This window comes from Aerococcus sp. HMSC10H05, assembly GCF_001806975.1.
GTDB lineage: Bacteria > Bacillota > Bacilli > Lactobacillales > Aerococcaceae > Aerococcus > Aerococcus viridans_B.
This window is the reverse complement of sequence record NZ_KV786945.1, coordinates 18,890-44,778: the sequence shown is the minus strand read 5'-3', so window position 1 is coordinate 44,778 and position 25,889 is coordinate 18,890. Positions and strand designations below refer to the sequence as shown.

General features: G+C 38.3%; 36 protein-coding genes. 32 read left to right on the top strand and 4 right to left on the bottom strand.

Annotated features, from left to right (window positions below; all coding sequences use genetic code 11):
- Positions 1 to 168: 168 nt before the first annotated feature.
- The 9 genes from lysS to HMPREF3116_RS00250 all read left to right on the top strand — a co-directional run bounded on the left by lysS (position 169) and on the right by HMPREF3116_RS00250 (position 10,029).
- Positions 169 to 1,695, top strand: coding sequence for a lysine--tRNA ligase (gene lysS, locus HMPREF3116_RS00290; RefSeq protein ID WP_070466792.1), 1,527 nt, complete (start codon positions 169 to 171; stop codon positions 1,693 to 1,695).
- 321 nt (positions 1,696 to 2,016) lie between these two features.
- The gene (gene rpsL / locus HMPREF3116_RS00285) at positions 2,017 to 2,427 is read left to right on the top strand and encodes a 30S ribosomal protein S12 (protein WP_059135282.1); all 411 of its coding nucleotides are present in this window, start codon (positions 2,017 to 2,019) and stop codon (positions 2,425 to 2,427) included.
- 25 nt (positions 2,428 to 2,452) lie between these two features.
- Positions 2,453 to 2,923 carry a 30S ribosomal protein S7 gene (gene rpsG / locus HMPREF3116_RS00280; protein ID WP_070466790.1) on the top strand — a complete coding sequence of 157 codons (471 nt, stop codon included), beginning with the start codon at positions 2,453 to 2,455 and terminating at the stop codon, positions 2,921 to 2,923.
- A 110-nt stretch (positions 2,924 to 3,033) separates the two neighbouring features.
- Positions 3,034 to 5,127, top strand: a complete 2,094-nt coding sequence (gene fusA, locus HMPREF3116_RS00275) for an elongation factor G (RefSeq protein ID WP_070466788.1) — start codon at positions 3,034 to 3,036, stop codon at positions 5,125 to 5,127.
- 168 nt (positions 5,128 to 5,295) lie between these two features.
- On the top strand, positions 5,296 to 6,483 hold the full coding sequence (gene tuf, locus HMPREF3116_RS00270; protein ID WP_070466787.1) for an elongation factor Tu: 1,188 nt from the start codon (positions 5,296 to 5,298) through the stop codon (positions 6,481 to 6,483).
- Between the two features lie 212 nt (positions 6,484 to 6,695).
- Positions 6,696 to 7,517: a hypothetical protein gene (locus tag HMPREF3116_RS00265; protein ID WP_070466785.1), complete on the top strand. Its 822-nt coding sequence runs from the start codon at positions 6,696 to 6,698 to the stop codon at positions 7,515 to 7,517.
- Positions 7,518 to 7,521: 4 nt separating this feature from the next.
- A complete protein-coding gene (locus HMPREF3116_RS00260; protein WP_070466783.1) occupies positions 7,522 to 7,965 on the top strand; it encodes a hypothetical protein in 444 nt (147 codons plus the stop codon).
- Positions 7,947 to 8,627, top strand: coding sequence for a HEAT repeat domain-containing protein (locus HMPREF3116_RS00255; protein WP_168125729.1), 681 nt, complete (start codon positions 7,947 to 7,949; stop codon positions 8,625 to 8,627). The genes HMPREF3116_RS00260 and HMPREF3116_RS00255 overlap by 19 nt, the downstream gene beginning before the upstream one ends.
- Entirely contained in the window at positions 8,617 to 10,029 is a 1,413-nt protein-coding gene (locus tag HMPREF3116_RS00250) for a glycosyltransferase family 2 protein (RefSeq protein ID WP_070466779.1), read from the top strand. The genes HMPREF3116_RS00255 and HMPREF3116_RS00250 overlap by 11 nt, the downstream gene beginning before the upstream one ends.
- 89 nt (positions 10,030 to 10,118) lie before the next feature.
- Here the strand turns inward: HMPREF3116_RS00250 and HMPREF3116_RS00245 are convergent, their stop codons facing one another.
- The 4 genes from HMPREF3116_RS00245 to HMPREF3116_RS00230 form a co-directional block, all read right to left on the bottom strand.
- Complete coding sequence (locus tag HMPREF3116_RS00245) at positions 10,119 to 10,955, bottom strand: energy-coupling factor transporter transmembrane component T family protein (RefSeq protein ID WP_070466776.1); 837 nt, start codon at positions 10,953 to 10,955, stop codon at positions 10,119 to 10,121.
- The gene (locus HMPREF3116_RS00240; RefSeq protein WP_070466774.1) at positions 10,948 to 12,747 is read right to left on the bottom strand and encodes an ABC transporter ATP-binding protein; all 1,800 of its coding nucleotides are present in this window, start codon (positions 12,745 to 12,747) and stop codon (positions 10,948 to 10,950) included. The genes HMPREF3116_RS00245 and HMPREF3116_RS00240 overlap by 8 nt, the downstream gene beginning before the upstream one ends.
- Before the next feature lie 14 nt (positions 12,748 to 12,761).
- The gene (locus HMPREF3116_RS00235) at positions 12,762 to 13,316 is read right to left on the bottom strand and encodes an ECF-type riboflavin transporter substrate-binding protein (protein WP_070466772.1); all 555 of its coding nucleotides are present in this window, start codon (positions 13,314 to 13,316) and stop codon (positions 12,762 to 12,764) included.
- A 66-nt stretch (positions 13,317 to 13,382) separates the two neighbouring features.
- Positions 13,383 to 14,225: an SAM hydrolase/SAM-dependent halogenase family protein gene (locus HMPREF3116_RS00230; RefSeq protein WP_070466771.1), complete on the bottom strand. Its 843-nt coding sequence runs from the start codon at positions 14,223 to 14,225 to the stop codon at positions 13,383 to 13,385.
- A 314-nt stretch (positions 14,226 to 14,539) separates the two neighbouring features.
- Here HMPREF3116_RS00230 and HMPREF3116_RS00225 point away from each other — a divergent pair, with 314 nt between their 5' ends.
- From HMPREF3116_RS00225 to secY, 23 genes are all read left to right on the top strand, one after another.
- Complete coding sequence (locus HMPREF3116_RS00225; RefSeq protein ID WP_070466769.1) at positions 14,540 to 14,947, top strand: SseB family protein; 408 nt, start codon at positions 14,540 to 14,542, stop codon at positions 14,945 to 14,947.
- Positions 14,948 to 15,319: 372 nt separating this feature from the next.
- Positions 15,320 to 15,628 carry a 30S ribosomal protein S10 gene (gene rpsJ / locus HMPREF3116_RS00220; RefSeq protein ID WP_016896561.1) on the top strand — a complete coding sequence of 103 codons (309 nt, stop codon included), beginning with the start codon at positions 15,320 to 15,322 and terminating at the stop codon, positions 15,626 to 15,628.
- 65 nt (positions 15,629 to 15,693) lie between these two features.
- Positions 15,694 to 16,329, top strand: a complete 636-nt coding sequence (rplC, locus tag HMPREF3116_RS00215; protein WP_070466767.1) for a 50S ribosomal protein L3 — start codon at positions 15,694 to 15,696, stop codon at positions 16,327 to 16,329.
- A gap of 23 nt (positions 16,330 to 16,352) precedes the next feature.
- Positions 16,353 to 16,976 carry a 50S ribosomal protein L4 gene (rplD, locus tag HMPREF3116_RS00210; protein ID WP_070466765.1) on the top strand — a complete coding sequence of 208 codons (624 nt, stop codon included), beginning with the start codon at positions 16,353 to 16,355 and terminating at the stop codon, positions 16,974 to 16,976.
- Positions 16,976 to 17,266, top strand: a complete 291-nt coding sequence (gene rplW / locus HMPREF3116_RS00205; protein ID WP_070466763.1) for a 50S ribosomal protein L23 — start codon at positions 16,976 to 16,978, stop codon at positions 17,264 to 17,266. The genes rplD and rplW overlap by 1 nt, the downstream gene beginning before the upstream one ends.
- A gap of 21 nt (positions 17,267 to 17,287) precedes the next feature.
- Positions 17,288 to 18,121 carry a 50S ribosomal protein L2 gene (gene rplB, locus HMPREF3116_RS00200; protein WP_070466761.1) on the top strand — a complete coding sequence of 278 codons (834 nt, stop codon included), beginning with the start codon at positions 17,288 to 17,290 and terminating at the stop codon, positions 18,119 to 18,121.
- Between the two features lie 37 nt (positions 18,122 to 18,158).
- The gene (gene rpsS, locus HMPREF3116_RS00195; RefSeq protein WP_004262557.1) at positions 18,159 to 18,437 is read left to right on the top strand and encodes a 30S ribosomal protein S19; all 279 of its coding nucleotides are present in this window, start codon (positions 18,159 to 18,161) and stop codon (positions 18,435 to 18,437) included.
- Between the two features lie 21 nt (positions 18,438 to 18,458).
- Complete coding sequence (gene rplV, locus HMPREF3116_RS00190) at positions 18,459 to 18,815, top strand: 50S ribosomal protein L22 (RefSeq protein WP_070466760.1); 357 nt, start codon at positions 18,459 to 18,461, stop codon at positions 18,813 to 18,815.
- A 3-nt stretch (positions 18,816 to 18,818) separates the two neighbouring features.
- Positions 18,819 to 19,469 carry a 30S ribosomal protein S3 gene (rpsC, locus tag HMPREF3116_RS00185; RefSeq protein WP_070466758.1) on the top strand — a complete coding sequence of 217 codons (651 nt, stop codon included), beginning with the start codon at positions 18,819 to 18,821 and terminating at the stop codon, positions 19,467 to 19,469.
- Positions 19,470 to 19,472: 3 nt separating this feature from the next.
- Positions 19,473 to 19,901, top strand: a complete 429-nt coding sequence (gene rplP, locus HMPREF3116_RS00180) for a 50S ribosomal protein L16 (RefSeq protein WP_070466757.1) — start codon at positions 19,473 to 19,475, stop codon at positions 19,899 to 19,901.
- Positions 19,894 to 20,085, top strand: a complete 192-nt coding sequence (gene rpmC / locus HMPREF3116_RS00175; RefSeq protein WP_070466755.1) for a 50S ribosomal protein L29 — start codon at positions 19,894 to 19,896, stop codon at positions 20,083 to 20,085. Before rplP ends, rpmC begins: the two co-directional genes overlap by 8 nt.
- A 29-nt stretch (positions 20,086 to 20,114) precedes the next feature.
- Positions 20,115 to 20,378: a 30S ribosomal protein S17 gene (gene rpsQ, locus HMPREF3116_RS00170; protein WP_004262572.1), complete on the top strand. Its 264-nt coding sequence runs from the start codon at positions 20,115 to 20,117 to the stop codon at positions 20,376 to 20,378.
- Between the two features lie 27 nt (positions 20,379 to 20,405).
- Positions 20,406 to 20,774 (top strand): 50S ribosomal protein L14, encoded by a 369-nt coding sequence (gene rplN, locus HMPREF3116_RS00165; protein WP_070466754.1) that lies wholly within the window; start codon positions 20,406 to 20,408, stop codon positions 20,772 to 20,774.
- A 32-nt stretch (positions 20,775 to 20,806) separates the two neighbouring features.
- The gene (rplX, locus tag HMPREF3116_RS00160) at positions 20,807 to 21,145 is read left to right on the top strand and encodes a 50S ribosomal protein L24 (RefSeq protein WP_070466752.1); all 339 of its coding nucleotides are present in this window, start codon (positions 20,807 to 20,809) and stop codon (positions 21,143 to 21,145) included.
- Positions 21,145 to 21,687: a 50S ribosomal protein L5 gene (rplE, locus tag HMPREF3116_RS00155; protein ID WP_070466750.1), complete on the top strand. Its 543-nt coding sequence runs from the start codon at positions 21,145 to 21,147 to the stop codon at positions 21,685 to 21,687. The genes rplX and rplE overlap by 1 nt, the downstream gene beginning before the upstream one ends.
- Positions 21,688 to 21,714: 27 nt before the next feature.
- Complete coding sequence (locus HMPREF3116_RS00150; protein WP_004262592.1) at positions 21,715 to 21,900, top strand: type Z 30S ribosomal protein S14; 186 nt, start codon at positions 21,715 to 21,717, stop codon at positions 21,898 to 21,900.
- A 36-nt stretch (positions 21,901 to 21,936) separates the two neighbouring features.
- Positions 21,937 to 22,335 carry a 30S ribosomal protein S8 gene (gene rpsH / locus HMPREF3116_RS00145; RefSeq protein WP_070466749.1) on the top strand — a complete coding sequence of 133 codons (399 nt, stop codon included), beginning with the start codon at positions 21,937 to 21,939 and terminating at the stop codon, positions 22,333 to 22,335.
- A gap of 46 nt (positions 22,336 to 22,381) precedes the next feature.
- On the top strand, positions 22,382 to 22,918 hold the full coding sequence (gene rplF / locus HMPREF3116_RS00140) for a 50S ribosomal protein L6 (RefSeq protein ID WP_070466747.1): 537 nt from the start codon (positions 22,382 to 22,384) through the stop codon (positions 22,916 to 22,918).
- A 92-nt stretch (positions 22,919 to 23,010) separates the two neighbouring features.
- A complete protein-coding gene (gene rplR, locus HMPREF3116_RS00135) occupies positions 23,011 to 23,376 on the top strand; it encodes a 50S ribosomal protein L18 (protein ID WP_083272692.1) in 366 nt (121 codons plus the stop codon).
- A 21-nt stretch (positions 23,377 to 23,397) separates the two neighbouring features.
- Positions 23,398 to 23,910 (top strand): 30S ribosomal protein S5, encoded by a 513-nt coding sequence (gene rpsE / locus HMPREF3116_RS00130; RefSeq protein ID WP_070466744.1) that lies wholly within the window; start codon positions 23,398 to 23,400, stop codon positions 23,908 to 23,910.
- Between the two features lie 13 nt (positions 23,911 to 23,923).
- A complete protein-coding gene (rpmD, locus tag HMPREF3116_RS00125) occupies positions 23,924 to 24,103 on the top strand; it encodes a 50S ribosomal protein L30 (protein WP_070466742.1) in 180 nt (59 codons plus the stop codon).
- Positions 24,104 to 24,128: 25 nt separating this feature from the next.
- Positions 24,129 to 24,569, top strand: a complete 441-nt coding sequence (rplO, locus tag HMPREF3116_RS00120; RefSeq protein ID WP_070466740.1) for a 50S ribosomal protein L15 — start codon at positions 24,129 to 24,131, stop codon at positions 24,567 to 24,569.
- Positions 24,569 to 25,876, top strand: coding sequence for a preprotein translocase subunit SecY (gene secY / locus HMPREF3116_RS00115; protein WP_070466738.1), 1,308 nt, complete (start codon positions 24,569 to 24,571; stop codon positions 25,874 to 25,876). The genes rplO and secY overlap by 1 nt, the downstream gene beginning before the upstream one ends.
- The last annotated feature ends 13 nt before the right edge of the window (positions 25,877 to 25,889 follow it).

Below are 25,889 nucleotides of genomic sequence, written 5' to 3'. Positions count from 1 at the left end.
TGCTTGTGTTTTCGTATTCTCATAGAGACTAGTATTTTTATCCGAAAAAACATACGCTCATCGAAATAGTGCGCAAGGCTTGCTTGCTTTTTTTAGAGAAAGTTGGCAATATAGATAAGTATCGAATTGACTAGAGGATAACGATAGATAAAGTAAGGAGTGTATATAGTGACTGAAGAAAATAATCAACATCAATCTACTGATGCGACTGAAGGGTTGAATGATCAATTACTTGTTCGTCGTGAAAAGATGGTTGAGTTAGAAGAAAACGGCTATAACCCTTTTGCTTCAGGGTTTGAACGTAACGCAGTAGCTGCTGATTTACATGAAAAATATGAAGCTTATGACAAAGAGCAATTAGCTGAAATGGATGATACTGTAGCCATTGCTGGACGTTTAGTAACTAAACGTGGTAAAGGTAAGGCTGGTTTTGGAAATATCCAAGATATGTCTGGTAACATTCAAATTTATGTGCGCCGCGACCATATTGATGAAGAGGATTACGACCACTTATGGAAGAAAGCTGACCTAGGGGATATCGTCGGTGTTGAAGGTACTTTAATGCGTACAAACACTGGAGAATTATCTGTTAAAGCAACAAAATTTGTGCATTTAACAAAAGCTTTACGTCCACTACCTGATAAATATCACGGTCTAACAGATGTAGAACAAATCTATCGTCACCGATACTTAGACTTGATTGCTAACCGTGATTCATTTGATCGCTTTACTAAACGTTCGCAAATCATCCGTGAAATACGTCACTACCTAGACAGCAATGATTACTTAGAAGTCGAAACACCTGTCTTACATAATATTGCTGGTGGTGCTTCTGCACGTCCATTCATTACGCACCACAATGCCCTAGATATGGAATTATACTTACGAATCGCTTTAGAGTTACATCTAAAACGCCTAGTTGTTGGTGGTATGGAGCGTGTATATGAAATTGGCCGTGTTTTCCGTAACGAAGGGATTGATACCACGCACAACCCAGAGTTTACGATGCTTGAAGTATATACAGCTTACAGTAAAATGACGGATGTAATGGACCTTGTTGAAGGGTTATTCCAAACAGTTGCCCAAAAAGTTTTGGGTACAACAAGTATTACTTACGACGGCCAAGCCATTGAATTAGGTGGTAAATGGCGTCGCGTTCATATGGTAGATGCAGTTAAAGAGGCAAGCGGTGTAGACTTCTGGCAAGAAATGACAGATTCAGAAGCGCGTGCGATTGCTAAAGCACACAATGTACAAGTTGAAGATAACTTTACAGTAGGGCATGTCATTAACGAATTCTTTGAAGAATTTGTTGAGGATACGCTGATTCAACCAACTTTTGTTTATGGTCATCCAACAGCGATTTCGCCATTAGCGCGCAAAAATGAAGAAGATCCACGCTTTACAGACCGCTTTGAAGTCTTTATTGTTGGTTCAGAATCTGGTAATGCCTTTACTGAGTTAACAGACCCGATTGACCAACGTGAACGTTTCGAAGCCCAAGTGAAAGAAAAAGCAGAAGGTAACGATGAAGCACATCCGCTTGATGAAGAATTCTTGGAAGCATTAGAAACTGGTATGCCGCCAACAGGTGGTTTAGGGATAGGTATTGACCGGATGGTTATGCTATTAACAGATGCACAATCTATTCGAGATGTCCTATTATTCCCAACGATGCGTAACGTTGATTATTAGTAGCCAATGAATAGTTAGAAAAACGACCATTTATGCTCTTACTAAATAAGAGAAATGGTCGTTTTTTTATATTTTATTTGTTGACGCAGCTTACTGAATGTGATAAATTATATAAGGTGCTTTTTGTATGCAGATTCCTGTATTTGTATCCAAATCGAACAGTCGTGCTGACTGGTACATTAGCACACAAACATTGAAAACCTGAAATCGTAGCTGTAAAGCGATTTTTATTTTTTCAAAAAAATTATGACACGCTTGGATGTGTGAGCATAAAGAATACACAAAAATTACCCATTAAGTGGGAAGGAGGAGCTTATAGTTATGCCAACTATTAATCAATTAGTACGCAAATCACGCCAAAGCTCAACTAAAAAATCTGGTTCTCCAGCTTTAGGTCGTGGTTATAACTCAATGAAACGTAAATCTACTTCTACAAACTCTCCTCAAAAACGTGGAGTTTGTACACGTGTAGGTACTATGACACCGAAAAAACCTAACTCAGCGTTACGTAAATACGCTCGTGTTCGTTTATCAAACATGATCGAAGTAACAGCTTATATCCCAGGTATCGGCCACAACTTACAAGAGCATAGTGTTGTTCTAATCCGTGGTGGACGTGTGAAAGACTTACCAGGGGTTCGTTACCACATCGTTCGTGGTGCGCTAGATACTGCTGGTGTTAACGATCGTAAACAAAGCCGTTCTAAATACGGTACTAAAAAACCTAAATAATTAAAAATCGAAAGGAGGAGCACAAATGCCTCGTAAAGGACATATTGCAAAACGTGATGTATTACCAGATCCAATTTATAACTCAAAATTAGTTACTCGTTTAATCAACCGTATCATGGTAGACGGTAAACGTGGTAAAGCAGCTACTATTTTATATACAGCTTTCGACAACATTAAAGCTGAAACGGGTAATGATCCAATGGAGGTTTTCGAACAAGCAATCGAAAACATTTCACCAGTATTAGAAGTTAAAGCTCGTCGTATTGGTGGTTCTAACTACCAAGTGCCAGTAGAAGTTCGTCCAGAACGTCGTCAAACATTGGCATTACGTTGGTTAGTAAATTACGCTCGCTTACGTGGTGAGAACACAATGGAACAACGTTTAGCACACGAAATTATGGATGCTGCTAACAATACAGGTGCTTCAGTTCGTAAACGTGAAGAATCTCACCGTATGGCAGAAGCAAACAAAGCATTCGCACATTTCCGTTGGTAAGATTTTTCTAATTGTCGATAAAATATATTGTCGACTTTTCTCTAAAAACGTTATAATGATTGTGGCAACCAATTATTAAACGAAGCACAGAAAAAAGGAGTAAGGATAAGATGGCTAAAAGAGAATTTCCTCTTGAAAAGACTCGTAATATCGGTATCATGGCCCACATCGATGCTGGTAAAACGACAACTACTGAACGTATCTTGTACTATACTGGTAGAATCCATAAAATTGGTGAAACTCACGATGGTGGGGCACAAATGGACTGGATGGAGCAAGAACAAGAACGTGGTATCACTATTACATCTGCAGCAACAACTGCTCAATGGAATGGTCACCGTGTAAACATCATCGATACCCCAGGGCACGTGGACTTCACAGTTGAAGTTGAACGTTCATTGCGTGTATTAGATGGTTCAGTAGCTTTACTAGATGCCCAATCAGGGGTTGAACCACAAACTGAAACAGTTTGGCGTCAAGCAGATACTTATAAAGTACCCCGTATTGTTTTCGTAAATAAAATGGATAAGATGGGTGCAGACTTCTTGTACGCTGTAAATACCATCCACGAACGCTTACAAGCTAATGCTCAACCTATCCAATTACCAATTGGTTCTGAAGATGACTTCGAAGGTATCATTGACTTAGTGGAAATGAACGCTGAAGTTTACACTTCTGATGACGGTAGAGAATATGAAGAACGTGAAATTCCAGAAGAATACCGCGAATTAGCTGAAAAATGGCATACAAACTTAATTGAATCAATTGCTGATGTTAATGAAGACATTATGGAAAAATACCTTGAAGGTGAAGAAATTTCTAAACAAGAGTTGAAAGACGCAATCCGTCAAGCAACAATCAATGTTGATTTCTTCCCAGTATTATGCGGTTCTGCCTTCAAGAATAAAGGTGTTCAGCTAATGCTTGATGCAGTTATTGATTACTTACCTGCACCAACAGATGTACCACCTATCCAAGGTCACGCGTTTGATGATCCAGAAGCGGTTATTGAAGTTCGTGCTAATGATGATGCACCATTCTCAGCTTTAGCATTTAAAGTAATGACAGACCCATTTGTAGGTCGTTTAACTTTCTTCCGTGTATACTCTGGTACTGTTCAATCAGGTTCATACATCCAAAATGCTACTAAGGATAAACGTGAGCGTTTAGGTCGTATCTTATTGATGCACGCTAACTCTCGTTCTGAAGTAGATGAAGTATTCTCAGGTGATATCGCTGCTGCCGTAGGTCTTAAAGATACTACAACAGGTGATACATTGTGTGACGTTGACAATAAAGTTATTCTTGAGTCAATGGAATTCCCTGAGCCAGTTATCGAAGTTGCTATTGAGCCAGATACTAAAGCTGACCAAGACAAAATGTCTATTGCTTTAGGTAAACTAGCTGAGGAAGATCCAACTTTCCGTGCGTCAACTGACCACGAAACTGGTCAAACAATCATCGCAGGTATGGGTGAGCTTCACCTTGACATCATCGTTGACCGTTTGAAACGTGAATTTAATGTTTCTGCGACAGTAGGTGCGCCTCAAGTATCTTACCGTGAAACATTCACACAAGAAACTCAAGTTCAAGGTAAATTCGTTCGTCAATCAGGTGGTAAAGGTCAATACGGTGACGTATGGATTGAATTCACACCAAACGAAGAAGGTGCTGGATTTGAATTTGAAAATGCAATCGTTGGTGGTGTGGTTCCACGTGAATACATCCCTGCTGTTGAAGCTGGTTTGAAAGATGCAATGGAAAACGGTGTATTAGCTGGATTCCCATTAATCGATGTAAAAGCTAAACTTTACGATGGTTCTTACCACGATGTCGATTCATCTGAGACAGCCTTCAAAGTTGCAGCTTCACTAGCATTACGTAATGCTACTAAGACTGCGCAACCAGCAATCCTTGAACCAATGATGCGTGTAGATATCCAAGTTCCTGAAGAATACTTAGGAGACGTTATGGGTCACGTATCAGCTCGTCGTGGACGTATCGAAGGCCAAGCACCACGTGGTAACGCGTTAATGATTAATTCATTAGTGCCACTATCAGAAATGTTCGGCTACGCTACAACATTACGTTCTGCAACTCAAGGACGTGGTACTTTCACAATGACATTCGATCATTACGAAGCAGTACCAAAATCTATTCAAGAAGACATTATCAAACAATATGGTAAAGGTTCAGAAGATTAATTTTTAAATTAAAACTTCAACCACAGGCTTACGCGTAGAAATCAAGTACTTACTAGGTTTTTCCCAGTGCTGATGCTTGATTTCCTAAGTAAGTTTGACTATAATAAACTTATTGAAAATCTATAAAACTTAGGTTTATATTTTCTATTCTTAGGAGGAATACATAAAATGGCAAAACAAACATATGAACGTATAAAACCCCATGTTAACGTTGGTACTTTAGGACACGTTGACCACGGTAAAACAACTTTATCAGCTGCAATCGCAACTGTATTAGCTAAAAATGGTTTCGGTGAAGCTAAAGACTATGCTGCAATCGATAACGCTCCAGAAGAGCAAGAACGTGGTATTACAATCAATACTTCACATATCGAGTACGAAACAGCTAACCGTCACTATGCGCATATCGATGCCCCAGGACACGCTGACTACGTTAAAAACATGATCACAGGTGCTGCTCAAATGGACGGTGCAATCTTAGTAGTTTCTGCAGCTGATGGTCCAATGCCACAAACTCGTGAGCACATCCTTTTAGCTGGACAAATTGGTGTTCCTGCATTCGTGGTATTCTTAAACAAAGTTGACCAAGTTGACGATGAAGAATTACTAGAATTAGTTGAAATGGAAGTTCGTGACTTATTATCTGAGTACAACTACCCAGGTGACGAATTACCAGTAATCGCTGGTTCTGCTTTATTAGCATTACAAGGTGACGAAGCTCAAGAAGCTAAAATTTTAGAATTAATGGAAGCTGTAGATACTTACATTCCAGAACCAGAACGTGACAACGATAAACCATTCATGATGCCAGTTGAGGACGTATTCTCAATCACTGGTCGTGGTACAGTTGCTACTGGTCGTGTTGAACGTGGTGAAATTCGTACAGGTGACGAAGTTGACATCGTTGGTATTGCTGAAAAGATCGGTAAATCAGTTGTAACTGGTGTTGAAATGTTCCGTAAGAACTTAGATTATGCTCAAGCTGGTGACAACATTGGTGCGTTATTACGTGGTATTCAACGTGAAGACATCCAACGTGGTCAAGTATTGGCTGCTCCTGGTTCAATCACTCCTCATACTAAATTTAAAGCGCAAGTTTACGTTTTATCTAAAGAAGAGGGTGGACGTCATACACCATTCTTAACTAACTACCGTCCACAATTCTACTTCCGTACTACTGACATCACTGGTGTGATTACTTTACCAGAAGATGTAGCTATGGTTATGCCTGGTGACAACGTTGATATGGACGTTGAATTAATCCACCCAGTTGCGATCGAAGATGGTACTAAATTCTCTATCCGTGAAGGTGGACGTACTGTAGGTGCGGGTACAATCACTTCAATCGAAGATTAATTTATCATAATTAATCTTTAAAATTAAATTTGCAAATTGAAAGGAAGACTAGGTGACGACCTGGTCTTCTTTTTTTCAATTTTAGGCATTCATTATATGTTATGGATATGGCATTGTATAGAAAATTATATTTAAAAATAGGAGCAGTGATTTTACTGGGTAATTATAAATTTAAGAGTGGGTTATTAGCTATAGGAGGAACTGTTGTCGCAATGCTATTATTCAATTATTTTAGTAAAGATAAAAATATCGAAGCGGCCGTCTACTCTTGGTATGATCTACAAGTTGAAAATGTTGATCATACAGTAGAAGCAATGAGTACGCATGACATCGATTCGATTTATCAATTCGTTTCGAGTAATCATTTGTCTGATGACCAGTTTGTTGGCCAATTAAATCAATTTGTGAATCAAGTGAATGAAGCTAATAAGCGAGTTTACTTCTTAAATGGGGAGGCCGAATGGGCACTAATTGAAGAAAAGAATGAATTAATTACCTATGTTAAAGAGGTCATTGAATATAAAGAAGCTGGCCATCCGGTGCAAGGATTTGTCTTAGATATTGAACCTCAATCTTTAGAAGAATATCAAGATGATCCCAAAGCTGTTTGGGGAACCTTAGCAGATAATTTAAAAGAAGTTTACAGTCTAACAAAAGCAACGAATATGGAACTGATTGTTTGCCTACCATATTATCTAGACACAGAAGGGTTCGATGAAGAATTAGAAGCAATTATTTCAGAAGCTTCCGATGAGGTAGCCATTATGAATTATTATCGTGGTAAAGAAATTGATCATATTGCTAAAGAAGTAAGTATGAGTAAGCAATATGATAAGTCCATTCAAACGGTTTATGAATTACAACAAGTTGGTATTGCTAACTTGACAGCACAAAATACTTTCCATTACGAGGGGCTAGTAGCGATGATTGAAAACTTTGAGGCTCTAACTAATCATTATGGCAATCAAGAAATTCATTTAGGTATACATGAATTTAATAGTTTGCTAGAGCTAACAGCTTTAGAAGAGGGGTAATTTTTTGATTTGGGAATTTAATTTTCTATTGTTTTACTTAATCCTACTGGTTATTATCAGTATATTCACTTATTTTTCGATATCCTTATACCATCGCTATACTAATTTCTCTGCTAAGAGAAGCGATAAGGAAAAAGAAGAGATGCGCAAGTGGATTATAGAGGTGAAGGGTTTAAATTATGACAGTGAGACTTTCTATCGTGATGTGACATCTCCCAAGAAGATGATTGTATTTTTGGAGATTGCTAAGGAATTACTTAATGGTAGCCTGAAAGATAATGATTTGATCAAAGATTTCATTGATAAGTCATACAAAGATTGGCTAAGAGTCGGCCAGTACTATTTAAAAGAATCTTCAACCCATAAGCTTATTATGCCTATGCAACGAGTAAGTTACCATTTAGGCAAGAGGGCAGGGATACGACTGAGTTGGAATCAATACTATTGAAGATCCCTCTACAATCGTCAATATATTCTAAGAATCACGCTTTTGCGGCTTTAACTAGTTTAGGCAATCCTCATTCAGTGGTAAAAGGACTTGAGCAGTTGAGTCGTGAAGATTTAACACCCTTAAATACAAAATTAATCACGGATAGTCTATTAGCTTTTACTGGTGACTTTGATGAGTTACTACACTTACTAGACACGAATTGGAGTCAGTTGTCATCGCATTATCAAACTGCTATCATTGATTTTGCTCGTATCAAGGGTTCAGCACAATTCCAACAGTTCTTGCTGCCATACTTAGATGGTGAAACAGAAGATGTTGATTATATATGTGCTGTACTCAGATATTATGGAAAAATCGAGACCGAAGAAGCTTATCCATATATCTTATCATGGGCTAATAATGATGATGTGAATTATATAGCATGTACCGGTGTAGCAACGAGTACTTTAATAGCCTATCCTGGTCAAGAAACGATCGAGCAACTAATAAGGAATGTTACATCAAGAGATTGGTATGTACGTCGGAACGCTGCTGAAGCTTTAAGTAAATTAGTAGATCAACCACAACGACTATCATCAGTATTTGAAGGTGAAGATCAATATACGATTGATCAATTGACCTATTATTATGAAAAAAGGGGATTAAGTTATGAATATTGATCTGTTATTTCAAATCTCAGAAAAGTTTTTCTTAGGCTACTTAATTTTTTACATGACTTATATCTTAATAGGTAACATCATGGCTATGGTGAAACTTTATAAACGACGACAAACAAAACTATTGATGAACCAATTAGACCATGAGTATTATTACCCAGTATCCATTGTCGTACCTGCTTTTAATGAAAGTGAAACGATAATAACAACAATCGATAACTTACTGCATTTAGACTATAAAATTTATGAAATTATCGTAGTAGACGATGGATCAACTGATGATACTGCTCAGAAGGTAATTGAACGATTTAATATGGTGAAAAATGATGTCCCCATTCGCCTACAAGTACCTTCCCAACCGATCGAATCAGTTTATGGCATATCGAAAGGTGGAAAAACCATTAAACTGATCCGAAAAGTTAATGGCGGTAATAAGGCTGATGCGGTAAATGCGGGGATTAATGCGAGTGAATATCCATATTTCGTATCGATGGATGCAGATGAGGTCTTACAAGCCGATGCGCTAAAGAATGCCATTCAATTATTCTTCGAAGATGATCGTACAGTAGCTGTTGGGGGACTGTTGGGTATTGCTAATGATGTCGTCTTTAAAGATGCTTATCCAGTAGAAACACCTTTACCAAAAAACTTGGTTGCCGCAATGCAAACCTTGGAATACGGCCGTGCATTTATGGGGTCGCGTATATCTAGTGATGCCTTTAATGCAAATTTAAATATATCTGGCGGTTTTGGTTTATTCAAAAAACAAGCAGTAATTGATATCAATGGGTACGACCCTAATAGTGTTGCGGAAGATATGGACTTAGCTTTACGACTACATCGTCACCATGTCGAGAATGATATTCCTTATAAGATTCGTTTTGCTGAAGATGCAGTATGTTGGACGCAAGCGCCTTTCTCAATGGATGACCTAGCGAAACAACGTGCTCGTTGGCATCGTGGTTTGATGCAAACGATGTGGGCCCATAAATCTATTCTTCTAAATCCAAATTATGGCTTACTAGGCTTGTTATCTTACCCGTACTTTTTGATGTATGAACTTTTAGCGCCGTTTATTGAACTGCTTGGTTTATTTATCATCCTCTTAGGTCTTTACTTAGGGATGATCAATATCTTGATGATGCTGATATTAATAGGCTTATACTTCATATTTAATTTGTTCCAGACTATGGCCTTCTTTGTTGGGCGATACTTTATTCAAGATTACAAAAGTTATCCGGGAGAAGTTGCGAAAGCTTTCTTTGTGACGACTTTGGATGCCTTCTTCTTCAGATCTTACTTGTTGTGGGTACGATTATATTCGGTATTCACTTATCATGCAAAACTACATTCGTGGGCGCCAATTGAACGTGGCACTATCGAAGACCAGAGCGTAAATGACTAGGGTTTAACTTTTAGCTAACAAGATGAATTTTGATATACAAAAAGACCAGGTAAGTTAGATACAATTTCCAACTTACCTGGTTTTTCATTTTAGTGAAATGGGTTATAAAACCGGCCTTGGTTAACTCTAAACAACCATAATCCAAGTCCAACCAATAAACCTGTCACAATCAAGGCGATGATATCAGCCTGTTTAAAAGGTCTAGCTCTATACCAAGTCCGTTTATCTCCCTTTCCAAACCGTCGTAACTCCATAGCTTGGCTGATTACTTCAATCCGATCTAATGAAGAAAAGATGAGGGGCATAATCACTTGTGCCGACCGTTTCACTCTTACAGTCAAGCCAGCCTTGTTAGACATCTCAATCCCTCGTGCCTGTTGGCTTTGTCTTACTGCGAAGAATTGGCTCTGGATATCTGGTATATACCGTAAGGCTAAAGCGACTGCGTATGAAATCCGGTAGGAAATGCCAATTCTATTCAGTGATGAAGCAAATTCGCTGGGATTCGTCGTTAATATGAAGATTAAGGCTAACGGAATCGTTGAAAAGTACTTAATCAGCAGATTGAATTCATAGAAAATTTGTTCCCAAGTTAATGTGTATCTACCGATACCTTCCCATATCACCGTACGAGATTGATAGAGATCAACACCATACTCCGGTTCAAAAATATAAACGGTAATTAAATTCAGGACGGAGAAGACTAGAACAAAATAGATGACCATCCGTACTTCACTCCACCTGATTTGAGAAATATAGAAGAGTAATAAAGATAGAACAGCTAAAGCTAGTAAAAAACGTGTATCATAAGATGTCATTGCGATTACAGAAAGTAAGATAAAGGCAATGAGCTTTGTTGCCCCAGATAAACGGTGAAGAGGAGAATCCTTTTTGATATAACCAAAACTTTGACCATGCTTATTCACTATTTATTTCATCTCCATCCCAAGTGTTTGAAAGTTTTCTTATTTTTGCTTGTCGTTCATATTGAATGAACTGGTCAATAAAGTCTGCTGCTTTAATAAAAGGTAACGTCCTCCCTAAATCATACAGAGATGTAGGTGCTAGGTGTGCTTGGGCCATCAAGTTTTCATCCGTTAACACCGCAGCTGGACGCATATCACCCATAACCTGACCGTCGTGGAAGACAATCGTCCGGTTGGTATACTCCTGAATCAAATGCATATCATGGGTGATCATCAGAATCGTAATTTCTTGATCTCGGTTTAACCCCTTGATAAACCGCATCATATCCGTATAATGTTTATAATCTTGACCAGCTGTGGGTTCATCTAAAATCAAGACTTTAGGATCTAATACTAGAATACTTGCAATTGTTGCCCGTCGTTTTTGCCCATAAGATAAGGCCGAAATTGGCCAGTTCCTGTATGGATATAAGCCACAAATTCGCAAGGCATCAGCCACTTTTTCAGTTAAACCATCTGCATTATTCTCGTACAAGCCGCGGTTTACTAATCCAGACGCAACCTCGTCGAATAAGATATTTTTAGAAATCATGAGATTTGGGTTCTGCATCACATAACCAACTGAATCTGCAATTTCTTTAATCGATAGTGAACTTAAATCCTTTTGGAAAAGAGTCATTCTGCCTGAATCTGGTTGTTCAAAGCCACATATAAGTTTTGCAAGGGTAGATTTACCAGCCCCATTTGTTCCAACAATAGAAATCATTTCACCTGCATGAATAGTCAACTCTAAATTGGAAATTAGAGGCGTGCTATCATAAGAAAAGTAAAGCTCTTCTATTTTTAATATAGGGTCTTTCTTTGTATTAATAGGTGTTTCTTCATTATTAGCAATCCATTTAGATAGCTTGTTCGCTACTGTAGGTGTCACCATATTGGGACGAAACCGACCTAAATTAGGGACATCTTGGATAGGTACACCTGCATAATTAAAGGCGTCTAAATATAAAGGTTGGCGTACACCGATTTGTTTCAATAAGTCAGACCGCAACAAGGCATCAACGGACATATCAGCAAGAAGATGACCATTATCGATTACGAGTACACGGTCAAAGTCGGCGACTAAGGCTTCTTCTAGACGGTGCTCGATGACTACCGTAGTTAATTCTTTTTCCTGGTTTAATTTGGCGATCAATTCCATGGTCGCTAAACCACTTGCAGGGTCTAAGTTGGCTAAAGGCTCATCAAATAAAACGATGGGTGACTCGTCAATTAAGACCCCGCCAATGGATACCCGCTGCTTTTGTCCGCCTGATAAAGATTGCGGGGTAAGGTCCAAAAGGTCCACAAGATCAAGCGTATTGGCCCAACCCGCCACACTAGACATCATGCTAGCTTGGTCTACTTGGTCATTTTCCAAGGCGAAAGCCAGGTCTTCAGCTACTGTTAGGCCGACAAATTGGGCGTCAGTATCTTGTAGAACGGTGCCGACGTTTAGTGATAAGTCAAAAATGGATTTGCTAGCGGAATTTACGCCATTGATCAAGACTTGACCGGTTAAATCGCCTTCAAAAGTATTGGGAATTTGCCCGTTGATAAGCTTACCAATAGTTGACTTACCAGACCCAGAAGCACCAATTATTAAAACTTTCTCTCCTTGCTGGATAGAGAAAGAGATGTCGGTGAGGTTTTTCTCTGCTTGACTAGCATATTTAAAAGAGATGTGTTTAAATTCAATAGCCGGCGACAGATTACTGTCCACCGGCCGATTGTTCTTTGCAAGATTCATCATAGTAAAACTTCCTATTAATTTTCTTTACGTAAAGTACCAGATTTGGTCCGTGTACCAGCATACCCCTTTAATAATAAAGTACCGATGATACCAACTGCTATTGTATTTAAGCTAGCAGATACAATACCTTGAACGAATACTTTAGAGGCTGGCTCAGAGTAAATAAAGATATCTAAGGCAGGCGCTAGAAGTGCCCATGCTAGTAAGTTGACAACAATTTGACCAATATTAAAGGTAATGATATCTTTTTTTGTGAAAAAACCTTGACTCACTTTAAGTTTACGACCGATAAGGCCATAGCCAAAACCAGTAAAACCAGATGTCAGTACCCAAGACCACCATAAACCGTAAGTAAGTAAGTCTTTAATGGCATGACCAATTAAACCAATCAATAAACCTGCGAAAGGACCAAAGACAGTTGCCATTAAGGCCAAGAACGGGTAAGTTGTTTCAATAGAGGTATTTGGTACACCAGTTGGGATGGATAAAAAGCGACCTAAAATAAAGAAGACTGCTGCCCCAATACCAATAGCTACTAAGCTTGTAATAGATGATTGATTATTCTTCATAATGTTTTCTCCTCATTTATTTCTTCTATATAATAGCACTTATCAATGAATTCTAATACCTAGCAATTAAATTTTGTTAATTTCAATGTTCCAATCGATACCCGTACCGACGCCATATGTTTCAGAGAAGTTCTGTTGGTTGATAGCCACGCCTAAGTTTAGGAGCGAATTGATATAACCTACAGGCTCCCCCACTGCAACATCTGCGAAAGAATGACCAAATAGAATGTGGTTTTGGTAATGCTTAATACCGTTGTGATATATTGTCACCGAAATAGTATCGCCGTTTTGAATACCTGCTTCTTTTAACATGCTAGAAGGGATATTAGTCCATAGTGAGCCAAAGCGTATATCTAGAATATCGATAGTACCATAAATTTTATGGTCAACAAGACGTAATTCTCCAAGTTCAAAGCTAGTAATCTCTGAAATGGCAATCTCATTTTTCAAATCATTATAGTAAGTTTCATCTTGGGCTAGTTTTGCACCGTTATAAACGTAAACGTCGCGGCCATGAAAGGTGTGTGACTCTTCAGAATGGGGTAAACGGTTTTTAATTTCATCAATTTCCTTCACTGATTCTAACCCAATATGATTTGCTACATGTGTTAAGGTGCCATTATCTGGTGTCACAATATAATGGCCAGTTTTCGTTTTTGCTACCACTGATTTACGCGCAGAACCCACACCAGGGTCGACAACAGAAACGAAGACAGTTTGCGGAGGCCAATATTTAATAGTTTGCAGTAAACGGTAAGAGGCAGCAAAGATATCGTAAGCAGGGATCTCATGTGTAAGATTAGCGATTGTTAGCTTAGGATCAACTGTGTAAGCTACGCCGTACATTGCAGCGACTGCACCATCAGCCAAACCGAAATCTGTTTGTAAAACTAGAAAGTTATTCGTCATTTTGTATCCTCCAGTATATCAAAAATCCTTTTATAGGCTTATCATACGCAATTTAATACGAATTAACAATCTTTGAAAAGCTAATTAAGCTAGTTAAATACTATCGAAGGTGATAGGCATAGCAAAATATTACTGAGGCTAGTATATGATTTTTGAACAGCCTTTTGGTAAAATATAAACTATGAGCATTTAATCCTATACTATATATAGAAGAAAAAGTTTATGGCCTAACACCACATTAGGATAATAGTCAATAATTTAGTAAACTTAAAACTACATTGGTTATATAGTAGAAAAAACGGGGAGAGGATATCATGACACAACAATTTCCAAAGCAAAGTTTATTGGAAGTATTAACAGCTTATAAGGATGATCAAAACCCACTTACCACTTTACAGTTGCTCACAACGATGGCTACAGCTAGCCTATATGCAATCCGTCAGAAGACAACACCAGCAGATCAAGCTGTGTGGCTCACATATGAAAAAGATGATGGCCATAAAGAGTTAGTAACATTTACTGAGGAGGCACAAGCAAATACATATATAGATGAAAGCCAAAATGTAATTGTTGAACAAGTTACTTTTAAACAAATCGCCTTGATGGTGCTGGCTAAAGATAACTTAATAAATAGCTTTATCGTAAATCCAAATACAACTAAAGCAAAATTTAATCAAGATATTATTCAAAAAATATGGCAGTATGCGATTAAACATGTATAATGTACCTGTTGGAATATGATACAGTAGGGTGCGTTGCTAAGAAACGACAACCAACTGGGAAAGTATTTTTTGAAATGACACACTAGGAAGCGTTGACAATATAAGCTTGAAAAAGGCCTTTCATACAAAAATGCTGAAGAATAAGCATTTTTTTTGAAAGAAATACGAGAAAAAGCTTGCGCTGTCTAGTTTTATTTTGTATACTAATTGGGTGCCGTTTTATACGGAACAACAGTATTCACGTGAAAACGTTGATACACCAATAAGCAGTGATGTATGAGGTTGCGACACACCCGGTACCATTGCCATAAGGGTGGCCGGTAATTCATACGGAGCAAGTCAAATTTAAAATATGACGAGGAGGAAAAAGTCATGGCAAAACAAAAAATTCGTATTCGTTTAAAAGCTTACGAACATCGTGCATTAGATCAATCAGCAGCTAAAATTGTTGATACTGCACAACGTACAGGAGCAGAAGTATCAGGTCCAATTCCATTGCCTACTGAACGCTCATTATTCACAGTAATCCGTGCAACGCACAAATACAAGGATTCACGTGAACAATTCGAAATGCGTACGCACAAACGTTTAATCGATATCGTTAACCCAACACCTAAAACTGTTGATGCGTTAATGAAATTAGATTTACCATCAGGCGTAGACATCGAAATTAAATTATAATCCAGAATCATCGCAATAAATTCGTTAACCCAATTATTAAATAAAAATTATACGGAGGTGTACTCATGACTAAAGGAATCTTAGGAAAAAAAGTAGGTATGACACAATTCTTTACAGAGACTGGTGAATTAGTACCGGTTACAGTTATCGAAGCACAACCAAACGTTGTTTTACAAACTAAAACAAACGAAACTGATGGCTACGAAGCTATCCAAGTTGGTTTTGATGACAAACGTGAAGTATTGGCAAACAAACCTCACAAAGGTCATGTAGCAAAAGCAGAAACTACTCCTAAGCGCTTCATTAAAGAATTCAAAGATGTTGAGCTAGGAGATTACGAAGTTGGATCAGAAATCAAGGTTGATATCTTCCAAGCAGGAGACATCGTTGATGTTACGGGTACTTCAAAAGGTAAAGGATTCCAAGGTGCTATTAAGCGTCATGGACAAGCGCGTGGACCTATGTCACATGGTTCTCATTACCACCGTAGCCCAGGTTCAATGGGTATGGCATCAGATGCTTCTAAAGTATTCAAAGGTAAAAACTTACCAGGACAAACTGGTGGTACGCAAATTACTATCCAAAACTTAGAAATCGTTAAAGTAGATGTAGAACGCAACGTAATCTTGATCAAAGGGAACGTTCCAGGTGCTAAAAAATCTATGGTAACAATCAAGTCTGCAGTTAAATCTGCTGAATAATATTGGGAAGGAGGAACAGTTTCATGGCAAACATTACATTATTTAAACAAGATGGTTCACAAGCCGGCGAAATTACATTAAACGATGAAATCTTCGCAATTGAACCAAATGAAAATGCAATCTACGATGTAGTTATTATGCAACAAGCTTCATTACGTCAAGGTACTCACAAAGTTAAAGGACGTTCAGAAGTTAGCGGTGGTGGACGTAAACCATGGCGTCAAAAAGGTACAGGTCGTGCTCGTCAAGGTTCAATCCGCTCTCCACAATGGGTAGGCGGTGGCCGTGCATTCGGACCAACACCTCGTTCATATGCTTACAAATTACCTCGTAAAGTTCGTCGTTTAGCTTTACGTTCTGCATTATCTAATAAAGTAGCAGAAAACAACTTCATCGTTGTTGATGAATTAGCATTCGAAACACCAAAAACTAAATTATTCCAAGAAGTGTTGAATAACTTACAAGTTGAAAATAAAGTTTTAGTTGTCATTAACAAAGACAATGACAACGCACAATTATCAGCTCGTAACTTACCAAACGTAAAAGTAGTTGATGAAAACAATGTTAACGTGTACGACTTAGTTAACGCTGAAAAAGTCATCATTACCAAAGCAGCACTTTCTAACGTAGAGGAGGTACTAGCATAATGTTGGCAAACGACGTAATCATTCGCCCAGTCATCACAGAGGAATCTATGTTGAAAATGGACGAAAATAAATACACTTTTGAAGTTGCTGTTAAAGCAAACAAAACAGAAGTTAAACAAGCAATCGAAGAATTGTTCAACGTAGACGTGAAAAACGTAAATATCATGAACGTTCGCGGTAAATTAAAACGAATGGGACGTTTTGCTGGTTACACACGCAAACGCCGTAAAGCAATCGTAACTATTGCTGAAGGTCAATCAATCGAAATCTTCGGAAACGAAACAGAATAATTAAGATAGGAGGAAATTCACGTGGCGATAAAAACATATAAAGCAACGACTAACGGTCGTCGTAACATGTCAGGTTCAGATTTCTCAGAAATCACAAAAACAACACCTGAAAAATCATTGTTAGAATCACAAAGCAGACGTGCTGGTCGTAACAACAACGGTCGCATTACAGTTCGTCATCACGGTGGTGGACACAAACAAGCTTACCGTATCATTGACTTCAAACGTAATAAAGACAACGTTGAAGGTGTAGTGAAAGCTATTGAATACGATCCAAACCGTTCAGCTAACATTGCATTAATCCACTATATAGATGGTGTTAAAGCTTACATCATTGCACCTAAAGGCTTACAGGTAGGTGCTCGTATTTCTTCTGGTGAATCAGCAGATATCAAAGTTGGTAATGCATTACCATTGAAAAACATCCCTGTTGGTACTTCAGTACATAACATTGAAACTAAACCTGGTAAAGGTGGACAATTAGTTCGCTCTGCTGGTGCTAGCGCTCAAGTGTTAGGTAAAGAAGACAAATACGTATTGGTTAAACTAGCTTCTGGTGAAGTTCGTATGATCTTAGGTACTTGCCGTGCAACAGTTGGGGTTGTAGGTAACGAACAACACAGCTTAATTAACGTAGGTAAAGCAGGACGCTCTCGTTGGGCAGGTAAACGACCAACAGTTCGTGGTTCTGTAATGAACCCTAACGATCACCCTCACGGTGGTGGTGAAGGTAAAGCTCCAGTAGGACGTCCAAGTCCAATGACACCATGGGGTAAACCTGCACGTGGTATTAAGACTCGTGATAAGAACGCACGTAGCAATAAATTAATTGTACGTCGTCGTAACTCTAAGTAATCACATTAAATAGGATAGCGAAGGGAGCCAAACACATATGAGCCGTAGCTTGAAAAAAGGACCTTTTTGTGATGACCATTTAATGAAAAAAGTGGTTGCACAACAAGACGCACAAAAGAAACAAGTAATTAAAACATGGTCACGTCGTTCAACAATTTTCCCTAACTTTGTTGGGTTAACAATTGCTGTATATGATGGCCGTAAACATGTACCAGTTTATATCCAAGAAGATATGGTAGGTCACAAATTAGGTGAATTTGTACCAACTCGTACATACAAAGGACATGGCGCTGACGACAAAACAACTCGTCGTTAATCTGAGAGGAGGAAATAAAGAATGGCAGAACAAATTACATCTGCAAAAGCAACTGCAAACACAGTTCGCGTTTCTGCTCGTAAAGCACGTTTAGTTGTTGACTTAATCCGCAATAAGACTGTCGGTGAAGCTATTGCAATCTTAAAAAACACTCCTCGTTCAGCATCTCCTGCTGTAGAGAAAGTGTTAATGTCTGCAATTGCTAACGCAGAACACAACTTTGGCTTAGAGCCAGCAAACTTAGTAGTAAGCGAAGCATTCGTAAATGAAGGACCGACAATGAAACGTTTTCGTCCACGTGCGAAAGGCGCTGCTTCTAGAATCAACAAACGTACAAGCCACATTACAGTGGTAGTAAAAACAGCAGAGGAGGCATAATTAATGGGACAAAAGATTAATCCTATCGGTATGCGTATCGGCGTTATCAAAGATTGGGACGCTCGTTGGTATGCAGAAAAAGACTTTGCAGATACTTTACACGAAGACTTACATATCCGCGAATATATCGCTGAAACATTAAAAGATGCTTCTGTATCTCAAGTTGAAATTGAACGTGCTGCAAACAAAGTTAACGTAAACATCCACACTGCTAAACCAGGTATGGTTATCGGTAAAGGTGGTTCAGAAGTTGATGCATTACGTAAAAGCTTAAGCAACCGTACAGGTAAAAAAGTACATATCAACATTGTAGAAATTAAAAAACCTGAATTAGATGCTAAATTAGTTGGTGAGTCAATTGCTCAACAATTAGAAAACCGTGTAGCTTTCCGTCGTGCGCAAAAACAAGCAATTCAACGCACAATGAAATCTGGAGCTAAAGGTATCAAAGTACAAATCTCAGGTCGCTTGAATGGTGCCGACATGGCGCGTTCAGAAACTCAAGTAGAAGGAACTGTTCCATTGCATACATTGCGTGCGGACATCGACTACTCATGGGAAGAAGCCGACACTACTTACGGTAAAATCGGTATTAAAACATGGGTATGCCGTGGTGAAATCCTTCCAACAAAAAATAATCAAGGGGAGGCTTAAAACATGTTAGTACCTAAACGTGTAAAACACAGACGTGAATTCCGTGGCAAAATGCGTGGTGAAGCTAAAGGTGGAAAAGAAATTGCATACGGTGAATACGGTCTGCAAGCATTAGATTCAGCATGGATCACAAACCGTCAAATTGAAGCATCTCGTATTGCTATGACACGTTATATGAAACGTGGTGGGAAAGTATGGATTAAAATCTTCCCACATAAATCTTATACAGCTAAAGCAATTGGTGTTCGTATGGGTTCTGGTAAAGGTGCTCCTGAAGGTTGGGTATCTCCAGTTAAGCGTGGTAAAATCTTATTTGAAGTTGCCGGCGTTCCAGAAGAAGTCGCTAAAGAAGCATTGCGTTTAGCATCTCACAAATTACCTATTCGTACAAAAATCGTAAAACGTGAAATTGGTGGTGAATCTAATGACTAAATTTACAGATATTAAAGATCTTTCCACTGCTGAACTTACTGCTAAAGAACAAGAATTTCGTCAAGAATTATTCAACTTAAGATTCCAATTGGCAACTGGTCAATTAGAAAACACAGCTCGTATTAAAGCTGTTCGTAAAGATATCGCACGTGTAAAAACTGCGTTACGTAATCAAGAAGCGTAAGAAAATTCAGTAAAGGAGGAAACCTGTCCATGGAAGAACGTAATAACCGTAAAGTGTTACAAGGTCGTGTTGTTTCTGACAAAATGGAGAAAACAATCACTGTCCAAGTTGATACTTTCAAATTCCATCCAACGTACGGTAAACGTATAAAATATTCTAAAAAATACAAAGCACATGATGAAAACAATTCAGCAAAAATGGGTGACATCGTTCGCATCGCGGAAACTCGTCCATTATCAAAAGACAAATACTTCCGTCTTGTTGAAATCGTTGAAGAATCAATCATTATTTAATAACAACTGGAAGGAGGTACTCTATAAATGATTCAATCAGAAACTCGTTTAAAAGTAGCAGATAACTCAGGCGCACGTGAAGTCCTAACGATTAAAGTATTAGGCGGATCTGGTCGTAAAACTGCAAACATTGGTGATGTTGTCGTGGCAACTGTAAAAAATGCAACACCAGGTGGAGTTGTCAAAAAAGGTGATGTAGTTAAAGCAGTTATCGTTCGTACTAAGAGCGGCGTTCGTCGTCCAGATGGTTCTTACATCAAATTCGACGAAAATGCATGTGTAATTATTCGTGACGATAAATCTCCTCGTGGAACACGTATCTTTGGTCCAGTTGCACGTGAATTACGTGACAACAACTATATGCGTATTATTTCATTAGCTCCAGAAGTAATCTAAAATCTGAAGAAAATAAGGAGGTGGCCGTTTAAATGAAAGTAAAAGCAAATGACACAGTTATCGTTATTGCCGGTAAAGATAAAGGCAAACAAGGTCGTGTAAAACAAGCTTTGCCAAAAGCAGACAAAGTTGTTGTTGAAGGTGTAAACATCGTGAAAAAACATCAACGTCCAACTCAAATGAACCCTCAAGGCGGTATCATTGAAGTTGAAGCACCTATTCATGTATCTAACGTACAACTAGTAGATCCTAAAACAGGCGAAGCAACACGTGTTGGTTACCAAGAAAAAGATGGTAAACGTGTTCGAGTAGCGAAAAAATCAGGCGAAGTAATCGCTGAAGCAGTATCAGGAGAGGAGGACGCTGAATAATGACTAATCGTCTACAAGAAAAATATAAAAATGAAGTAGTACCATCATTGATTGAAAAATTTAACTATAGCTCGATCATGCAAGCACCTAAATTAGATAAAATCGTTATCAATATGGGTGTTGGTGATGCAGTATCTAACGCGAAAAACTTAGAAAACGCTGTTGAAGAATTAACATTAATTTCTGGTCAAAAACCAGTTATTACAACTGCTAAGAAATCAATCGCTGGTTTCCGTTTACGTGATGGTATGCCAATCGGTACTAAAGTTACTTTACGTGGTGAACGTATGTATGAATTCTTCGATAAATTAGTAACAGTTTCACTACCTCGTGTACGTGACTTCCGTGGTATCAGCAACCGCTCATTCGATGGACGTGGTAACTATACTTTAGGTATCCGTGAACAATTGATCTTCCCAGAAATCGACTTTGATAAAGTATCAAAAGTTCGTGGTATGGACATCGTAATTGTTACAACTGCAGAATCTGACGAAGAATCATTAGAATTATTAACGCAACTAGGAATGCCATTCCAAAAATAATAAAGTCTTGAAGGAGGCGTGAGTAATTTGGCAAAAAAATCAATGATCGAAAAGAACAAGAAACCAGCTAAATATTCTACTCAAGAATATACTCGTTGTGAACGTTGTGGACGCCCACATTCAGTTTACCGTAAATTTAAATTATGCCGTATTTGCCTTCGTGAACTTGCCTATAAAGGGGAAATTCCTGGAGTCAAAAAAGCAAGCTGGTAAATTGCTGGTAATTAAGTAAAGGAGGGTGTACTCGTAATGGTCATGACTGATCCAATTGCGGACTTTTTAACACGTATTCGTAACGCCAACATGGTGCGCCACGAATCATTCGAAAGTCCATCATCAAAAATCAAAGAAAATATTGCTGCTATCCTTAAAGAAGAAGGATATATCAAAGATTACGAAATCATCGAAGATGATAAACAAAATGTTATCCGTGTGTTCATGAAATACACTAACGATAACCAACGAGTAATCACAAACTTAAAACGTATCTCTAAACCTGGTTTACGTGTATACGCGAAAAGTGATCAAATTCCTAAAGTTTTAAATGGCTTAGGTACTGCATTAGTTTCAACATCTGAAGGTGTTATTACTGATAAAGCAGCTCGTGCTAAAAACATCGGTGGCGAAGTTTTAGCTTACGTTTGGTAATTAATAAAAATAAAAACAACATTATTGAAAGGCAGGTGCAGTCTAGATGAGTCGTATTGGTAATAAAGTTATCGAGATTCCTAGTAACGTAACCGTAGAAAAAGCTGGTTCAACTATCACTGTTAAAGGCCCTAAAGGCGAATTATCACGTGAGTTCAACCCTGTAATTGATGTTCAAATCGGCGAAAAAGAAATTACTTTCACTCGTCCAAATGATCAGAAAGATGTACGTTCTATTCACGGAACTACTCGTGCATTAGTAAACAACATGGTTGTTGGAGTTTCTGAAGGATTTGAAAAGAAACTTGAAATGACTGGTGTTGGTTACCGTGCACAATTAGCAGGGAACAAATTAACTTTAAACGTTGGTTTATCTCACCCAGTTGAATTTGTAGCGCCAGAAGGCGTTGAAATTGAAGTACCAACAAATACTACAATTAACGTAAAAGGTATCAACAAAGAAGTTGTTGGTGAATTAGCAGCGAATATCCGCTCAACTCGTTTACCAGAGCCATATAAAGGTAAAGGTATTCACTACGTTGGCGAATACATTCGTCGTAAAGAAGGTAAAACTGGTAAATAATTGTAATGTTTTACAATTATTTCCTTTTACTTGTATCCAAATTATATATAAACTAAGGGTGACGATGTCATCCTAACAAATCTAACAAAGAGGTGACTATTTTGATTAGCAAACCAGATAAAAATAAATTACGTCAAAAGCGCCACGCGCGTGTACGTCGCAACATTTCTGGAACAGCAGAGTGCCCACGCTTGAACGTATTCCGTTCTAATAAACACATCTACGCTCAATTAATTGATGACGTAGCGGGTGTTACTGTAGCGAGTGCCTCTACAAATGAAGAAACATTATCAGCCGCAACTAAAACTGAAAGTGCAGCATTAGTTGGTAAAGCTATCGCTGAACGCGGTGTAGCAGCAGGTATTAAAGAAGTTAAATTTGACCGTGGTGGATACCAATATCACGGACGTGTACAAGCTCTAGCAGACGCTGCTCGTGAAAACGGCTTAGAATTTTAGGAAAAGGAGGAAGCCAAGAACATGACAAACACATTTCAAGAATTAAACATTAACGAAAATGACCTTGAAGAACGCGTTGTTGCCATTAATCGTGTTGCTAAAACCGTTAAAGGTGGACGTCGTATGAACTTCGGTGCCGTTGTTGTTGTCGGTGATAGAAATGGCCATGTTGGTCTAGGTACAGGTAAAGCTGCCGAAGTACCAGAAGCAATTCGTAAAGCGGTTGAAGATGGTAAGAAAAACTTAATTACTATACCTCGTGCAGGATCAACTGTTCCTCATGAAGTTATCGGTAAATTTAACGGTGGTAATGTATTACTTAAACCAGCTCAAGCCGGTTCTGGTATCGCTGCTGGTGGTCCTGTTCGTGCCGTAGTTGAATTAGGTGGTATTGGAGATATTACATCTAAATCTTTAGGTTCTAACTCACCAATTAACATCGTACGTGCTACTTTAGAAGCTATCAAATCATTAAAATCTCCGGAAGATGTTGCTGCATTACGTGGTAAATCTGTGGAAGAATTATTAGGTTAAGGGGGAAATTCGAATGACTGAAGTAAAAATTACTTTGAAACGCAGTTTAATTGGACGTCCTCAAGACCAAATTAAAACAGCTCAAGCACTAGGTTTAACAAAAGTTGGTAAATCAGTTGTTAAAACTCGCAACGAAGCAATCAACGGTATGATTACTAAAATTGCTCACTTAGTAGCTGTTGAAGAAGCATAATCTAGAATAGGAGGTGCCTAACAGGATGAAATTACATGAATTACAACCTTCAGAAGGGTCTCGTCACACACGTCACCGTGTAGGTCGTGGTGCAAGTTCTGGTTGGGGTAAACTATCAAAACGTGGACAAAAAGGTCAAAAACAACGTTCAGGTGGTGGTGTACGTTTAGGTTTCGAAGGTGGACAAACACCATTGTTCCGTCGTATTCCAAAACGTGGATTTACAAACATTAACAGTAAAGAATATGCAATCATCAATCTTGATGACTTAAACGTATTTGAAGATGGCGCTGTAGTAAGCTCTACTGACTTAATCGAAGCAGGTATAGTTAAAAACGAAAAATTCGGTATCAAAGTTTTAGGTAATGGTGAATTAGAACGCAAACTAACCGTTAAAGCAGCTAAATTCTCAGCATCAGCTAAAGAAGCTATTGAAGCCGCTGGGGGTTCAATCGAGGTGATCTAATGTTTCAAATACTGAAAAATGGATTTCAGGATAAGGATATTAGAAGCCGATTAGCATTCACAGCAATTATGTTGATTGTATTCCGTATCGGGGCTAGCATAACTGTCCCGGGCGTGAATGCTGCAGGAATTCAAGAGTTAGCTGAATCTGGTTTATTCAGCCTATTGAACACTCTTGGTGGGGGAGCACTTTCTAGCTACTCCATCTTTTCATTGGGTGTTTCACCGTATATAACCGCTTCAATTATCATTCAACTATTGCAGATGGAGATTATACCTTCATTTACAGAGTGGTCTAAACAAGGTGAAGTTGGTCGACGTAAGTTAAATAGATGGACTAGATACTTTGCAGTAGCAATCGGTTTTTTTCAAGCTTTAGCTATTTCAATAGGATTTAATTCATTATCAGCATTAGGGTTAATAGATAATCCAGGCTTTGTAACTTATTTGTTAATCGCTTTATTTATGACTGCAGGATCTATGTTTGTTGTTTGGATAGGTGAGCAAATCACTGAATATGGGATTGGTAATGGTACCTCAATCATTATCTTCGCTGGTATATTGGCACAAGTTCCCTCAGAATTAACTGCTTACTATCAAAGAAACATTGTAGGTGCTTCAAGCAGTGAACTAAATCAACAAATGGTCTATGCAGGTATTTTCATACTTGTATTTATCCTATTGATAATGTTTGTTATTTTCATGAGTCAAGCGGAACGTAAAATTCCCGTTCGTTATTCTAAACGTGCGAATTCAGCATCGCAAAAGTCTCATTTACCATTAAAAATTAACTCAGCAGGAGTTATTCCAGTGATTTTTGCGTCATCATTAATTATGGTGCCACAAACAGTACTTGGATTATTTGCAGCTGACTATAGTGAAGCTTCTTGGTATAAGATATTGTCAACAATCTTTAATTTGAAAGAACCAGCGGGTATCGCTATTTATGCAATTGTCATTATTTTGTTTACATTCTTCTATGCACACATTCAGATTAATCCTGAACGAGCTGCGGAAAACTTGCAAAAAGCTGGTGGTTATATTCCAAGTATACGCCCAGGTTTAGCAACGAAAGAATATTTACAAAAAATGTTAAATCGTTTAAGTACTGTAGGTTCTATTTTCTTGATGGGTGTAGCGGTTCTACCTTTACTTGGGGCATACTTCTTTGATATGCCACAATCAATTGCATTAGGAGGTACAAGCCTACTAATCGTTGTAGGCGTTGCATTAGATACCGCAAAACAAATTGAAGGGCGTACAATTAAACGTCAATACGTTGGCTTTATCCATAATGAAAAAGACTAATGCGTAACTTGCT

Coding starts and splice junctions, on each gene's coding strand:
- rpsL (WP_059135282.1), top strand. CDS start 2,017: ATGCCAACTATTAATCAATTAGTACGCAAATCACGCCAAAGCTCAACT.
- rpsG (WP_070466790.1), top strand. CDS start 2,453: ATGCCTCGTAAAGGACATATTGCAAAACGTGATGTATTACCAGATCCA.
- fusA (WP_070466788.1), top strand. CDS start 3,034: ATGGCTAAAAGAGAATTTCCTCTTGAAAAGACTCGTAATATCGGTATC.
- tuf (WP_070466787.1), top strand. CDS start 5,296: ATGGCAAAACAAACATATGAACGTATAAAACCCCATGTTAACGTTGGT.
- HMPREF3116_RS00265 (WP_070466785.1), top strand. CDS start 6,696: ATGCTATTATTCAATTATTTTAGTAAAGATAAAAATATCGAAGCGGCC.
- HMPREF3116_RS00250 (WP_070466779.1), top strand. CDS start 8,617: ATGAATATTGATCTGTTATTTCAAATCTCAGAAAAGTTTTTCTTAGGC.
- HMPREF3116_RS00240 (WP_070466774.1), bottom strand. CDS start 12,747: ATGATGAATCTTGCAAAGAACAATCGGCCGGTGGACAGTAATCTGTCG.
- HMPREF3116_RS00235 (WP_070466772.1), bottom strand. CDS start 13,316: ATGAAGAATAATCAATCATCTATTACAAGCTTAGTAGCTATTGGTATT.
- HMPREF3116_RS00230 (WP_070466771.1), bottom strand. CDS start 14,225: ATGACGAATAACTTTCTAGTTTTACAAACAGATTTCGGTTTGGCTGAT.
- HMPREF3116_RS00225 (WP_070466769.1), top strand. CDS start 14,540: ATGACACAACAATTTCCAAAGCAAAGTTTATTGGAAGTATTAACAGCT.
- rpsJ (WP_016896561.1), top strand. CDS start 15,320: ATGGCAAAACAAAAAATTCGTATTCGTTTAAAAGCTTACGAACATCGT.
- rplC (WP_070466767.1), top strand. CDS start 15,694: ATGACTAAAGGAATCTTAGGAAAAAAAGTAGGTATGACACAATTCTTT.
- rplD (WP_070466765.1), top strand. CDS start 16,353: ATGGCAAACATTACATTATTTAAACAAGATGGTTCACAAGCCGGCGAA.
- rplW (WP_070466763.1), top strand. CDS start 16,976: ATGTTGGCAAACGACGTAATCATTCGCCCAGTCATCACAGAGGAATCT.
- rpsS (WP_004262557.1), top strand. CDS start 18,159: ATGAGCCGTAGCTTGAAAAAAGGACCTTTTTGTGATGACCATTTAATG.
- rplV (WP_070466760.1), top strand. CDS start 18,459: ATGGCAGAACAAATTACATCTGCAAAAGCAACTGCAAACACAGTTCGC.
- rpsC (WP_070466758.1), top strand. CDS start 18,819: ATGGGACAAAAGATTAATCCTATCGGTATGCGTATCGGCGTTATCAAA.
- rplP (WP_070466757.1), top strand. CDS start 19,473: ATGTTAGTACCTAAACGTGTAAAACACAGACGTGAATTCCGTGGCAAA.
- rpmC (WP_070466755.1), top strand. CDS start 19,894: ATGACTAAATTTACAGATATTAAAGATCTTTCCACTGCTGAACTTACT.
- rpsQ (WP_004262572.1), top strand. CDS start 20,115: ATGGAAGAACGTAATAACCGTAAAGTGTTACAAGGTCGTGTTGTTTCT.
- rplN (WP_070466754.1), top strand. CDS start 20,406: ATGATTCAATCAGAAACTCGTTTAAAAGTAGCAGATAACTCAGGCGCA.
- rplX (WP_070466752.1), top strand. CDS start 20,807: ATGAAAGTAAAAGCAAATGACACAGTTATCGTTATTGCCGGTAAAGAT.
- rplE (WP_070466750.1), top strand. CDS start 21,145: ATGACTAATCGTCTACAAGAAAAATATAAAAATGAAGTAGTACCATCA.
- rpsH (WP_070466749.1), top strand. CDS start 21,937: ATGGTCATGACTGATCCAATTGCGGACTTTTTAACACGTATTCGTAAC.
- rplF (WP_070466747.1), top strand. CDS start 22,382: ATGAGTCGTATTGGTAATAAAGTTATCGAGATTCCTAGTAACGTAACC.
- rpsE (WP_070466744.1), top strand. CDS start 23,398: ATGACAAACACATTTCAAGAATTAAACATTAACGAAAATGACCTTGAA.
- rpmD (WP_070466742.1), top strand. CDS start 23,924: ATGACTGAAGTAAAAATTACTTTGAAACGCAGTTTAATTGGACGTCCT.
- rplO (WP_070466740.1), top strand. CDS start 24,129: ATGAAATTACATGAATTACAACCTTCAGAAGGGTCTCGTCACACACGT.
- secY (WP_070466738.1), top strand. CDS start 24,569: ATGTTTCAAATACTGAAAAATGGATTTCAGGATAAGGATATTAGAAGC.